Here is a 12594-nt window from a genome sequence, read left to right as displayed (position 1 = left end):
CGCTCAGGCCGCGGCGCGGTCGGGGAGCGGGCGCCGCCGCCGGGCGGTGTCGGTCAGGGAGCGTGGCGGGAAGGCGGCGTTGGGGTCGTACCGGTTGGTTCCGGGCGGCACGATCTCGTCGATCCGGTCGAGGTTCGCGTCGTCCAGGGTGAGCGTGGCGCCCTTGATCAGGTCCTCCAGGTGCGCCATGGTCCGCGGTCCGATGATCGCCGAGGTGACCGCCGGATGGGCCACGGTGAAGGCGATGGCGAGCTGCGGGAGCGTGCAGCCGATGCCCGCCGCGAGGTCGACGAGCTGCTCGACGATGTCGAGCTTGGCGGCGTTCTCGGCGAGCGTGGGATCGAACTGCGCCGGCCGGAGCACGGCACGCCCGGTCGACAGGTCGACGGGCCGGTCCCTGCGGTACTTCCCGCTGAGGAATCCGAAGGCGAGCGGACTCCAGACCAGCACTCCCATGCCGTAGCGCTGACAGACCGGCAGGGTCGACGCCTCGACCCCGCGGGCCAGGATCGAGTACGGCGGCTGCTCGGTGCGCAGCCGCCCGAGGCCGCGACGCTCGGAGACCTGGTGCGCCTCGACGATCTCCTCAGCGGGGAACGTCGAGCACCCGAAGGCGCGGATCTTTCCCTCGCGCACCAGGTCGGTGAGCACCGAGAGCGTCTCCTCGATGTCGGTCGAGGGGTCGGGGCGGTGGACCTGGTAGAGGTCGATCCAGTCGGTGCCCAGGCGCCGCAGGCTCCCCTCGACCGCCTTGAGGATCCAGCGCCGCGAGTTGCCGCCCTGGTTGGGCCCCTCACCCATCGGAAAGTGCACCTTGGTGGCGAGGACGACGTCGTCCCGACGCCCCCGCAGCGCCTTGCCCACGATCTGCTCGGCCTCGCCCCGGCCGTACATGTCGGCGGTGTCGACACAGTTGATGCCCTGGTCCAGGGCCGCGTGGACGATGCGGACGCAGTCGTCGTGGTCCGGGTTTCCGACGGCGCCGAACATCATGGTCCCGAGGCAGTGGGTGCTCACCTCGATGCCGGTGCCGCCGAGTGTGCGATAGCGCATGCCGATGCTCCCTTGGCGATGTCGTAACGATCACGGGGGACCCTAGGAGCTGGAGTCGGCTCTAGGTCAAGCCTCGTTACCCTGCTCGGCATGGCCGAGGACACCGTGAGTCTGAGCATCGGGCAGGTCGCCGAACGTACCGGCTTGAGCGTGCACGCCCTCCGCTTCTACGAGCAGGAGGGCGTCTTCGTCGATCCCGTACGCCGTGGGCCCGGTGGGCGTCGTGTCTACAGCCAGGACGACGTCGACTGGCTGACCGTCTGCATCATTCTCCGCGCCTCGGGCATGCCGTTGCCCGCGCTCCGCCGGTACACCGACCTCGTCCGGGAGGGCGCCGGCAACGAGGAGGAACGTCTCGCCCTCCTGCGCGAGCACCGGGAGCGCGTCACCAGCCAGATCGGCAGGCTCACCCAGTGCCTGGACCTGATCGGCTTCAAGGTCGGGGTGTACGAGGACCTTCTCGACGGAGCCCAGCCCGCAGTCGAGCCAGGTCGTCCGCGTCCTTCGGACGGCGGGGCCGCTCCGGCATCCACACCGGGTACATCTGCTTGAACTCGATCTGGGCCGGCACCGAGATCGTCGGCACGGTCAACGGGCCGAGCCGGCCGGGTGGTGCGTCCAGCATCCCGGCCGGCAGTGGCGTGCCGGCCCAGGACCCGGCACCCACCGTCGGTCGACCGGCGTCGTCGCGACCCAGGTACGCGAAGCTCACCTCCACGTCGGCGGCGAACAGGTCGAGCTGTAGCTCCACCGGCATCCGAGGATCGGGTCGCCAGCCCCGGGCCAGCAGCAGGGCGGCCAGCCGGGCCGCGTCCTGGCGCCAGCAGTACCAGTCGACGTCGACGTGCGGTCGGGACACCTGGCCGAGCTGGAAGTCCATCGCCCAGCCGCCACGCAACCACAGCGGAATGCCGGCCGATCCGGCCACCTCGACCACTTCGGCGATGCTCGCCAACTGGCGGCGCGCGAGGTCGTCCACCGGGGCACCCTAGCGGCACGTCCGGGTGCGCGGGGGAGCCTTCAGTGGGCAGCAGCGCTTGTCGTGTGCGGCCACCGCCACCGCCGCTAGGTGAGGCGGGACTCGTAGTGGGTGCCGGGCGTGCGCGCGTCGGTGGGCAGGCGGGCGCCGGCGGTCCGGTCACCGTAGAGGGTCCAGCGCAGGAAGTCGGTGGTGGTGGCGAGGACGGCGGCGAATCCGGGGTTGCCCGGCGTGAGGTACGCGCCATGGTCCTGGCCGAGCACACTGACGAACACCGCCGGTCCCGGGGTACGCGCGTACGCCGCCCGGCCGACCGTCACCGGCACCACCGGGTCGGCCGTGCCGTGCACGAAGAGCACCGGTGCGGTCGGTCCGGCGAAGCTGCCCGGCAGCCCGCCGCCGGCGATCACGATGCCCCCGCGCAGCCGGGCCGGGTGGCCCTCGGTGAACATGCCGGAGGTGGTGAAGCCGCCCGCCGAGTGACCGGCGGCGGCGATCGACGTGAGGTCCAGGTGGCCGGCGAGCGGATCACCCGGGTCGCCGTCGAGGCGGCCCAGGTGCCGGATCAGCCGCCAACCGTCGGCGGGCTGGTTGCGCACGTCGGCCCGGGTGAAGTGCGCGGCACCCGCGCTGGTGTGCGGGTACGCGGGCGCCGCCACCACGAAACCGGCCGCCGCCCAGCGGGTGGTCAGCCCGGCGTGCAGCTCGGGTCGACTGTGCAGCCCGTGGCTGTAGATCACCACCGGGAAGCGGCCGGCGGCCACCCCGTCGGTCCCGGCCGGATACCAGATGGTCACCGGCAGGGGGCGCGCCGAGCGCGGATCGAGGGTGAGCGTACGCACGCCGACGACGTACGACCCCTCGGGCGCTCGGCGCGCGGACGGCGGCCCGGTGGAGCCGCCCGCCACGGCGGTGGCCGGCGCGCAACCGGCCAGCAGCGCTGTCACCAGTACGGCGACCAGCCGTCCCGCCCCCACCGTTTCACCGTAGGTGCCCGGGCACATCCGGCGGCCCCGCCGTCCGGCCCGGCTCTGCCCGCCACCCGGTCGGGTCGCCTCCGCCGGCCGGCTCGACCCGGTGGGACGGCGGAGGCGGGGGCGGCGCTCGGCGACCGGCTTCGCTAGGGTCACCGACATGGCTGAGAACTACACCGACCCCAGCGGCAACACCGAGGCGTTCCGCGCCTTCACCCAGACGCCGGAGGCCGCCGGCCCGGCCGACGCGCCGTCCCGCCTGCCGCTCATCGTCGGTGCGGCGGTGGTCGTCGTACTGCTGGTGGCCCTCGTCGCCTGGTTGGCGATGCGCTGAGCGGGCGCGCGGCGATGCGCTGAGCGGGCCCGCTCCCACGGGTCGGGGCGACGTCAGTGCGCCCCGACCACGTCCCGGGTCTGCCGGGCGATCTCCCGTTCCTCATCGGTGCGGATGACACAGACGCTCACCTCGGCGTCGTCCGGCGAGATCAGCCGGTCGCCGTCACCGTTGTTGCGCGCCTCGTCGACGGTGATGCCGAGCCGGGCCAGCCCGGCCAGCGCGGCGGCCCGGACGGGCGCGGCGTGCTCGCCCACGCCGGCGGTGAACGCGATCGCGTCCACGTGGCCGAGCAGCGCGTAGTACGCGCCGACGTACCCGGTGATCCGCCGGCAGTACACGTCGAAGGCCAGCGCGGCTGCCCGGTCCCCGGCCGCCCTGCGCTGCAGCACCTCGCGCATGTCGTTGACGCCGGTCAACCCCAGCAGCCCGCTGCGGTGGTTGAGCAGGTCGTCGATGTCGTCGACCGACAGCCCGCCCTCCCGCCGCAGGTGGAAGATCACGGTCGGGTCGAGGTCGCCGCTGCGCGTGCCCATCACCAGCCCCTGGAGGGGCGACATCCCCATCGAGGTGGCGACGCTGCGGCCGTTCGCGACCGCGCAGGCGCTGGCCCCGTTGCCCAGGTGCAGGGTGATGGTGTTGAGCTGCTCGTACGGGCGGCCCAGCAGTTCGGCGGTACGCCGGGAGACGTACGCGTGCGAGGTGCCGTGGAAGCCGTACCGGCGGATGCCGTACCGCTGCGCGGTGTCCAGGTCGATCGCGTAGGTCGCGGCGGCCTCCGGCAGGGTGTGGTGGAACGCCGTGTCGAAGACGGCGACCTGCGGGACGTCCGGCAGCGCCGCCCGGGTCACCTCGATGCCGGCCAGGTTGGCCGGGTTGTGCAGCGGGGCGAGCGGCACCAGATCCTTGATCGCGGCCAGCACCGCGTCGTCGATGAGGACCGGGGTGGTGAACTTCCGTCCGCCGTGCACCACCCGGTGCCCGACCGCGGTGAGCCCGTTCAGGTCCAGACCGGCCAGGATCTGCCGGACGGCGCTGGCGTGGTCCGCCGGGCCGCCGCCGGGCTCACCGACCCGCTCGACGGTGCCCTGGTCGAAGGGCTGGTCCCCGTCGTAGTGGCGCCACTTCACCGACGACGACCCGCAGTTGAGCACCAGCACCCGACTCATGACGCCTCCTCGGCGGCCGCCTGGATGGCGGTGATCGCCACCGTGTTGACGATGTCCGGCACGGTCGCGCCGCGGGACAGGTCGTTCACCGGCCGGCGCAGGCCCTGCATGACCGGGCCGACGGCGACCGCCCCGGCCGAGCGCTGCACCGCTTTGTACGTGTTGTTGCCCGTGTTCAGGTCCGGGAAGATGAAGACCGTGGCCTGGCCGGCGACCGGGCTGTCGGGCAGCTTCGTCGCCGCCACGGCGGGGTCGATCGCCGCGTCGTACTGGATCGGCCCCTCGACCAGCAGGTCGGGCCGACGCTCCCGGACCAGCGCGGTGGCCGCGGCGACCTTCTCCACGTCTTCGCCCGCGCCGGAGCTGCCGGTGGAGTACGACAGCATGGCCACCCGGGGTTCGATGCCGAAGCGGGCGGCGGTGTCGGCCGACGAGATCGCGATGTCGGCGAGCTGGGCGGCGTCCGGGTCGCGGTTGACCGCACAGTCGCCGTAGACCAGCACCCGGTCGGCGAGCAGCATGAAGAAGACGCTGGAGGCCACCGAGACCTCCGGCACGGTACGGATGATCTCGAACGCGGGCAGGATGGTGGCGGCGGTGGTGTGCGTGGCCCCCGAGACCATGCCGTCGGCGTACCCGGCGTTCACCATGAGCGTCCCGAAGTAGTTGGGCTGGGCCACGATGTCGTGCGCCAGCTCGGCGGTGACGCCCCGGTGGGCGCGCAGCCGCGCGTACTCGGCCGTGAACTCGTCGCGCCACCCGCTGGCGGCCGGGTCGACGAGCCGCGCGTCGCCGAGGTCGATGCCCAGCTCGCGGGTGCGCCGGGCGATGTCGTCCGGGCGGCCGAGCAGCGTCAGGTCGGCCACGCCCCGGCGCAGCAGGATCTCCGCCGCCCGCAGGATGCGCTCCTCGGCGCCCTCGGGCAGCACCAGGTGCCGGGGCTTCGAGCGGGCCCGGTCGATCAGCTCGTTCTCGAACATCAGCGGGGTGACCCGCGTCGAGCGGCTGACCCGCAGCCGGCGGGCCAGGTCGTCGGTGTCCACGCAGCGTTCGAACGCGCCGAGCGCGGCCTCCACCTTGCGGGGGTTGGCCACGCTGGGCCGCCCCTCGATCCGGCTGGACGCGGCCACCGTGTCGTAGCTGTCGCTGCCGACGGAGAGCACGGCCAGGCCGGTGTTGAGGCCCTCCACCAGCCGCATCACCCGGGGGTCGGGTTGCTCGCCGAGGGTGAGCACCAGCCCGGCCACCGACACCTGCCCGGCCACGTGCGCCGCACTGGCGGCGACGAGCAGGTCGGCCCGGTCCCCGGGGGTGATCACCAGAGCGCCCTCGGTGAGGTGGCCCAGCAGGGTCGGCACGTGTGCCGCGCCGACCACGAAGTCCAGCACGTCCCGGCCGAGCGCCGCGTCGTCCCCGGCCAGCAGGGTGGCGCCGAGCGCCGCCGCCACCTCGGCCACCGTCGGCGCCGACACGCTCGGCACCTCCGGGATGGCGTACGCCGGCACGGGCAGCTCCGGCAGCGTCATCGGCTCGGACACCCGGTTGGCGATCACCGCCAGCACCGTCGCGCCCAGGTCGGCCACATCGTGGTACGCCCCGCGCATGGCCGCCGCGACGGCCGTCGGCTCCTGCTCGTAGCCGTCCACCACCGGCACCACCACGCTGCCGAACTCGGTGGCCAGCCGGGCGTTGAAGGCCAGCTCGCGGGGGTGCGCCGGGTCGCCCGGCTCGTCGAAGTCACTGCCCACCACGACCACCGCCGGGCACTGCCGCTCCACCGCCCGGTACCGCTGGACGACAGCGGAGATCAGCTCTTCCCGTCGGCCGTCGGCGACCAGCCTGGCCGCCTCGGCGTAGGTGGATCCGGCCAGCTCGGCGAGCGGCACCTCGACCCGGTACCGCTCGCTCAGCAGCGCGAGGATCGGGTCCGGGCCGGTGTCGGCCACCAGCGGCCGGAACACACCGATCCGCCCGACCTGGCGGGACAGCAACTCGGCCAGCCCGAGGGCGATGGTCGACTTGCCCCCGCCCGAACCGACGCTGGTCAGATACACGCTGCGCGCCACGGCCCCACGCTACAAGATCGTGGTGGCCGTCGTCGGTCCGCTCGTCAGCACGTCGACCCGGCGGGCCAGCCAGAGTGTCCGCTGGAGGTTGCGCTCCCGCACCCGTTCCTGTCGGGGTTCAGGGCGAGTCCCGTCCGTTCAGGACGCGGCTGTCGCGGACGTCGGCCCGATCGTCTCGGCGGACGGTGGCGCGTCGGGCAGCCCGGCCATCCGGAAGATCGCGTCGCTCTTGACGACCCAGGCGGTGCCGAAGGCGGCCACGGCGAGGGTCTCGCACCACAGCAGCGGCTGGAGGGCGTGGCGGACGTCGGTGGGCAGCGCCCCGCTCGCCAGCGCGCCTGCGATCGCCGCCAGGATGAGCAGGCCGCACGCGCGGTAGCAGCGGTTGGCGGCGCGTCGGGGCGGCACCCCAGCACGGTCGGGTCGGGTGAACAGGAACATGCAGAAGGCGGCGAGCAGGACGAACAGCGACCCGGCGGCGGCCTGGTGCACCAGACCGACCAGCCGGCTGTCGCCTCCGGTCGGCCCGTGTACCGGAAACAGGGCCACCAGGATCGCGAGCGTCCCGGCGATCGTGCCTAACAGGTCGTCCGGCCAGCGGTAGCGGTAGGCGATCAGGAACACCCCGATCGCGCACAGTGCGCCGACGAAGATGTTGCGCATCTCGGTGTGGTAATAGGCGCTGAGCGAGTCGAGGACGACGACGCGGCGGCTGGCGACCATGTGGCCGACCACCAGTGCGACGGGCAGGGCCAAGCCGACCGAGCCGATGCCGAGGCGCAGGTGGCGTACGGTCGCGGTGTCCTGCGGCGGGTTGCCGGGCTGGTGTTTCATGGTCGTCTCCTGGCGCCGGGGTGGCGTCCGGTGAGGGTCGAGGAGACCCGCGCACGCCGCCCCACCAGTGCACATCACACAGAGAGACGGGTCAACCGCCGAGGGTCACTCGTCGTCGGGGTCGTCCAGGCGGGCCAGGTAGGTGGCCAGGCGCTCGATCGGGGTCTCGAACTCGGGGTTGAGGTCGACGAAGTCGCGCAGGCGCTCGCCCAGCCACTCCAGGGTCACCTGCTCGTCGCCCCGGCGCTCGACCAGCTCCTCGATGCCACGGTCGGTGAAGTACACGGCGTACGTCCTCGTGCTCGGCCCGGCGCGGGCCGGGCGGGTCGGTGGTTCGGATGGACCGACGCGAGCCGGGGCAGGACCGTGGGAAAACGGCCCTGCCCCGGCTCGCGTGGCGCGGTCAGGTCACGGGCGGGGGAGTGCCGCCTCGATGAGCGCGGTCTGCTCGACCTCGTGGGTCTTGGCCGAGCCGACCGCCGGGGCCGCCGCGGCCGGGCGGGAGATCCGCCGCAGCCGGACGTCGGTGAGGTGCTCCAGCAGGTTGAGCGCCACGAACGACCAGGCGCCCTGGTTGGCCGGCTCCTCCTGCACCCAGGCGAAGTCCTCCGCGTTCGGGAACTGCGCGAGGGCGGCCCGGATCTCCTCCACCGGCAGCGGGTACAGCTGCTCGATCCGGATGATCGCCGTGTCGGTGATGCCGCGCTCCTGCCGGGCCTGGAACAGGTCGTAGTAGACCTTGCCCGAGCAGAGCAGCACCCGCTTCACCGACTCCGGTGCCGGGGCGGCGGTGTCGCGCAGCACCGGCTGGAAGGTGCCGGTGGTGAAGTCTTCCACCGACGAGACGCAGAGCTTGTGCCGCAGCAGCGACTTCGGCGTGAACACCACGAGCGGCTTGCGCTTCGGCGACAGGGCCTGGCGTCGCAGCAGGTGGAAGTAGTTCGCCGGGGTCGTCGGAATGGACACCCGCATGTTGTCCTCGGCGCACATCTGCAGGAACCGCTCCGGGCGACCGGAGGTGTGGTCCGGGCCCTGGCCCTCGTGGCCGTGCGGCAGCAGCAGGGTCACCGCGGAGCGCTGACCCCACTTCACCTCACCGGAGGAGATGAACTCGTCGATCACCGACTGGGCGCCGTTGACGAAGTCACCGAACTGGGCCTCCCAGGCGACCAGCGCGTTGACGTTCTCCACCGAGTACCCGTACTCGAAGCCCATCGCCGCGTACTCGCTCAGCAGCGAGTCGTGCACGAAGAACCGGGAGCGCTCGCCATCGCCGGTGAGCGACTTCAACGGCAGGTAGTCGTCGCCGGTGCGGTGGTCGACCACCGACGCGTGCCGCTGGACGAAGGTGCCGCGCCGCGAGTCCTGCCCGGCGAGCCGGACGGTGACCCCGTCGTGCAGCAGCGCCCCGAACGCGATGATCTCGCCGAAGCCCCAGTCGATGTTGCCCTCGACGGACATCTTGGCCCGCCGGTCGAGCAGCTGCTGGATCCGCTTGTGCGGAGTGAAGCCCTCGGGCAGGTTGACGTGGGCCTCGCCGATCGCCTTCACCACGGCGGCGTCGGTGGCGGTGTCGACCGCCGGCTCCGGCTCCTCCTCGTGGCGGGGGCGGTTGAGCTGGCGCGGCGTGGCGGCGGCGTCCCGGGTGGCCTTGAAGACCTTCTCCAGTTGCGCCTGGTAGTCGCGCAGCAGCTCCTCCGCGTCCTCCACGGTGATGTCGCCGCGACCGATCAGCTCCTCGGTGTAGAGCTTGCGCACCGAACGCTTCGAGTCAATGATCTTGTACATCTGAGGGTTGGACATCGACGGGTCGTCGCCCTCGTTGTGGCCGCGCCGGCGGTAGCAGACCATGTCGATCACGACGTCCTTGTTGAACGCCTGCCGGTACTCGAAGGCCAGCCGGGCCACTCGGACCACGGCCTCCGGGTCGTCGCCGTTCACGTGGAAGATCGGCGCCTGGATCATCCGGGCCACGTCGGTGCTGTAGAGGCTGGACCGGCTGTACTCCGGGGCGGTGGTGAAGCCGACCTGGTTGTTGACCACCACGTGCACGGTGCCGCCGGTGCGGTAGCCGCGCAGCTGCGACAGGTTGAGCGTCTCGGCGACCACACCCTGCCCGGCGAACGCGGCGTCGCCGTGCACCGCCAGCGGCAGCACGGTGTAGCCCTCCAGCTTGAGGTCGATCCGGTCCTGCTTGGCCCGGACGATGCCCTCCAGCACGGGGTCGACGGCCTCCAGGTGCGACGGGTTCGCCACCAGGGACACCTTGACGACGTGCTCGCCGTCCGGGGTGGTGAACTTGCCGTTCTGACCCAGGTGGTACTTCACGTCGCCGGAGCCCTGCGTCGAGCGCGGGTCGAGGTGACCCTCGAACTCCGAGAAGATCTTCTCGTACGGCTTGCCGACGATGTTGGCCAGCACGTTGAGCCGGCCCCGGTGGGCCATGCCGATGACGACCTCGTCCAGCCCGCTCTCGGCGGAGGACTCGAGCACCTCGCCCAGCAGCGGAATCAGCGACTCGCCACCCTCCAGCGAGAAGCGCTTCTGGCCGACGTACTTGGTCTGCAGGAAGGTCTCGAACGCCTCGGCGGCGTTGAGCCGGTTGAGCACGTGCTTCTGCTCGTCGGGGGACGGCTTCTCGTACTTGCGCTCGATCCGCTCCTGGATCCAGCGCCGCTCCTCCGGGTCCTGGATGTGCATGTACTCGATGCCGACGCGCCGGCAGTACGAGTCGCGCAGCACGCCGAGGATCTCGCGCAGCTTCATCCGCTGGCGGCCGGCGAAGCCGTTGACCGGGAACTCGCGGTCCAGGTCCCACAGGGTCAGCCCGTGCTGGAGGACGTCCAGGTCGGGGTGCTTGCGGATGTGGAATTCCAGCGGGTCGGTGTCGGCCATCAGGTGACCGCGCACGCGGTACGCGTGGATCAGCTCGTGCACCCGGGCGGTCTTGTTGATCTGACCCTCGGAGTTGACGGCCACGTCGCGCACCCAGCGCACCGGCTCGTACGGGATGCGCAGCGAGGTGAAGATCTCGTCGTAGAAGCTGTGCTCGCCCAGGATCAGCTCGTGCATGACCTTGAGGAACTCGCCGGACTGCGCGCCCTGGATGATGCGGTGGTCGTACGTGCTGGTCAGCGTGATGACCTTGCTGACCGCCAGCTCGGCGAGAGTCGCCTCGGACATGCCCTGGTAGGGGGCCGGGTACTCCATCGCGCCCACGCCGATGATCGCGCTCTGCCCCTGCATGAGCCGCGGCATGGAGTGCACCGTGCCGATGCCGCCCGGGTTGGTCAGCGAGATCGTGGTGCCGGAGTAGTCCTCCATGGTCAGCTCGTTGCGCCGCGCCCGCCGGACCACGTCCTCGTACGCCTGCCAGAACTGCCGGAAGTCCATCTGCTCGCAACCCTTGATGGAGGGGACCACCAGGTTGCGGCTGCCGTCCGGCTTGGCCAGGTCGATCGCGATGCCGAGGTTGACGTGCGCCGGGCGGACCACGGCCGGCTTGCCGTTGGCCTCGGCGAAGGAGTTGTTCATCTCCGGGTGCTGGACCAGCGCGCGGACCATCGCGTAGCCGACCAGGTGGGTGAAGCTGACCTTGCCACCGCGCCCCCGGGCGAGGTGGTTGTTGATCACGATGCGGTTGTCGACCAGCAGCTTCGCCGGGACCGCGCGGACGCTTGTCGCGGTGGGCACGCTCAGCGAGGCGTCCATGTTCTGCACGATCTTCGCGGCGACACCCCGCAGCGGGGTGGTCTGCGGGCCGTCGGCGCTCGGCGCGGCCGCCTTCGCGGCCGGCTTGGCCGGTGCGGCCTTCTCCGGGGTGGCCTTCGCGGGCGCGGCCTTGGCCGGTGCCGACGGCGCCGCGGCCGTCTTGCTGGCGGCGGCGGTCGGCTTCGCCGGGGCGCTGGGCTGGCTGACCGTGGCCGCCGGCTCCGGCTGGCCGTCCGGCTCGGGCGCGGCGGCGGGCTTGCCCGACGTCTCAGCCCTGCGCGGTGTGCCGGCGCCGGGCGCCGGCCGGTAGTCGGCGAAGAAGTCGTGCCAGGCCGAATCGACGCTCGTTGGGTCGGCGAGGTACCGCTGGTACATCTCCTCGACGATCCACTCGTTCGGGCCGAAACCCGCCAGTGGGTTCTCCTGCGAAGTCTGCTGGGTCGACACGGCCGGTAATCGCCTCTTTCACGCGGGTTTATGTGTCACGCGGTGTCCGTCGCGTCCAGTTGATGGACCACGGACAGGACGACTCCCAGGCTACGCCGTAAGGATCCCGGCGGCATTTCCGCCTCGGTCGGGTGGCCGGTTTCACAGAAGATGCCAGAAGTTCACCAACCCCTGCGCGACCCGTCGCCGGCTGGTACGGCTGGTACCGCCAGATTGAGTACCGGTACGGATGTCCCGGGCCAACGCCGTCCGCGACGATCGGGCGCATGGATCATGACGGGGTACGGGGGCGCTACGGCCGGAGCATGGCGGTGGCGTCCGGTTGGTACGTCACCGCGATCGCGGCCATGGCGGTGGGCACGACGAGCGTGCCGAGCGCGCCGCACGACGACTGCGCGGCCTGGTTCAGCTGCCTGTCGCCGGGCGAGTCGCTGGTGTTCGTCGCTCTGGTGTGGGGCACGCCGGTGCTCCTCGGGCTGCTGGTCGTGACGGCGCTGGTGACCGCGCTGGTCGTCCGACTCGTCCCCTCGGCGGTGCTCGCCGGCACCACGGCCGCGGTGCTCAGCGTCGGGGTCTGCGCCGCCGTGTACCTGGGTCGCTCGTGAAGCGGCTCGGCCTCGGCGGGCTCTTCTTCGCCTGGCTCTACGGGGTGCCGTTCCTGCTGCTGGTGGGCCTGATCCGGCGCTTGGCCAGGCCGTACACGCCGACCGCGGACGAGGCGCAGGCGTTCGGCGCGACCACGGACGCCCTGCTGACGACCGGGCTCGTGCTCAACGCGGTGCTTCCGGTGCTTGGCCTGCTGCTGGCCGGGTTGGCGGGGGAGGCCCTCTGGCGTCGGCACTTCGCCGGGGCGCTCGGCGGGACGGTGCTGCTGTACGTGGCGGTCGCCCTGGTCGCCAGCCTGACCACCAGTGGGCTGACCGGGCACATTCCCGCCGACCAGGAGCCCGACCCGGTGGTCACCCAGTGCATTCCGATCAGCGGCGGCCGGGGCTGCCCGGGCGGGTGAGGTGCCGGCAGCCCGGCG

The 12594-nt window shown here is 72.0% G+C and carries 12 protein-coding genes; 4 read left to right on the top strand and 8 right to left on the bottom strand.

Features of this window, described 5'->3' with window-relative positions:
• Positions 1-3: 3 nt before the first annotated feature.
• Positions 4-1053: an aldo/keto reductase gene (locus ABZT87_RS23300; protein WP_355138049.1), complete on the bottom strand. Its 1050-nt coding sequence runs from the start codon at positions 1051-1053 to the stop codon at positions 4-6.
• Positions 1054-1143: 90 nt separating this feature from the next.
• Here ABZT87_RS23300 and ABZT87_RS23295 point away from each other — a divergent pair, with 90 nt between their 5' ends.
• The gene (locus ABZT87_RS23295; protein WP_355138047.1) at positions 1144-1605 is read left to right on the top strand and encodes a MerR family transcriptional regulator; all 462 of its coding nucleotides are present in this window, start codon (positions 1144-1146) and stop codon (positions 1603-1605) included.
• Here ABZT87_RS23295 and ABZT87_RS23290 read toward each other — a convergent pair.
• Positions 1487-2032: an aminoglycoside adenylyltransferase gene (locus tag ABZT87_RS23290; RefSeq protein ID WP_355138045.1), complete on the bottom strand. Its 546-nt coding sequence runs from the start codon at positions 2030-2032 to the stop codon at positions 1487-1489. The genes ABZT87_RS23295 and ABZT87_RS23290 overlap by 119 nt on opposite strands.
• An 86-nt stretch (positions 2033-2118) precedes the next feature.
• Entirely contained in the window at positions 2119-3009 is an 891-nt protein-coding gene (locus tag ABZT87_RS23285) for an alpha/beta hydrolase (protein ID WP_355138043.1), read from the bottom strand.
• Positions 3010-3166: 157 nt separating this feature from the next.
• On the opposite strand from ABZT87_RS23285, the gene ABZT87_RS23280 reads away from it, so the two are divergent.
• Positions 3167-3340, top strand: a complete 174-nt coding sequence (locus ABZT87_RS23280; protein WP_234588635.1) for a hypothetical protein — start codon at positions 3167-3169, stop codon at positions 3338-3340.
• Positions 3341-3393: 53 nt separating this feature from the next.
• Here the strand turns inward: ABZT87_RS23280 and ABZT87_RS23275 are convergent, their stop codons facing one another.
• The 5 genes from ABZT87_RS23275 to ABZT87_RS23255 form a co-directional block, all read right to left on the bottom strand.
• Complete coding sequence (locus ABZT87_RS23275; protein ID WP_355138041.1) at positions 3394-4509, bottom strand: acetate kinase; 1116 nt, start codon at positions 4507-4509, stop codon at positions 3394-3396.
• The gene (pta, locus tag ABZT87_RS23270) at positions 4506-6575 is read right to left on the bottom strand and encodes a phosphate acetyltransferase (RefSeq protein WP_355138039.1); all 2070 of its coding nucleotides are present in this window, start codon (positions 6573-6575) and stop codon (positions 4506-4508) included. Before pta ends, ABZT87_RS23275 begins: the two co-directional genes overlap by 4 nt.
• 138 nt (positions 6576-6713) lie before the next feature.
• Positions 6714-7409 carry a DUF998 domain-containing protein gene (locus ABZT87_RS23265; protein WP_355138037.1) on the bottom strand — a complete coding sequence of 232 codons (696 nt, stop codon included), beginning with the start codon at positions 7407-7409 and terminating at the stop codon, positions 6714-6716.
• A 105-nt stretch (positions 7410-7514) separates the two neighbouring features.
• Positions 7515-7694: a DUF6104 family protein gene (locus ABZT87_RS23260; RefSeq protein WP_355063637.1), complete on the bottom strand. Its 180-nt coding sequence runs from the start codon at positions 7692-7694 to the stop codon at positions 7515-7517.
• 123 nt (positions 7695-7817) lie between these two features.
• Entirely contained in the window at positions 7818-11567 is a 3750-nt protein-coding gene (locus ABZT87_RS23255; protein WP_355063635.1) for a multifunctional oxoglutarate decarboxylase/oxoglutarate dehydrogenase thiamine pyrophosphate-binding subunit/dihydrolipoyllysine-residue succinyltransferase subunit, read from the bottom strand.
• A 266-nt stretch (positions 11568-11833) separates the two neighbouring features.
• Between ABZT87_RS23255 and ABZT87_RS23250 the strand changes: the two genes are divergently transcribed.
• On the top strand, positions 11834-12172 hold the full coding sequence (locus tag ABZT87_RS23250; protein WP_354858503.1) for a hypothetical protein: 339 nt from the start codon (positions 11834-11836) through the stop codon (positions 12170-12172).
• The gene (locus tag ABZT87_RS23245) at positions 12169-12576 is read left to right on the top strand and encodes a hypothetical protein (protein ID WP_354858505.1); all 408 of its coding nucleotides are present in this window, start codon (positions 12169-12171) and stop codon (positions 12574-12576) included. Before ABZT87_RS23250 ends, ABZT87_RS23245 begins: the two co-directional genes overlap by 4 nt.
• Positions 12577-12594 lie beyond the last annotated feature (18 nt).

The organism is Micromonospora sp. NPDC005237 (assembly GCF_040607775.1).
Lineage (GTDB): Bacteria > Actinomycetota > Actinomycetes > Mycobacteriales > Micromonosporaceae > Micromonospora.
Note: the sequence above shows the minus strand (reverse complement) of the source record. Positions and strands in the feature narration are given on the sequence as shown.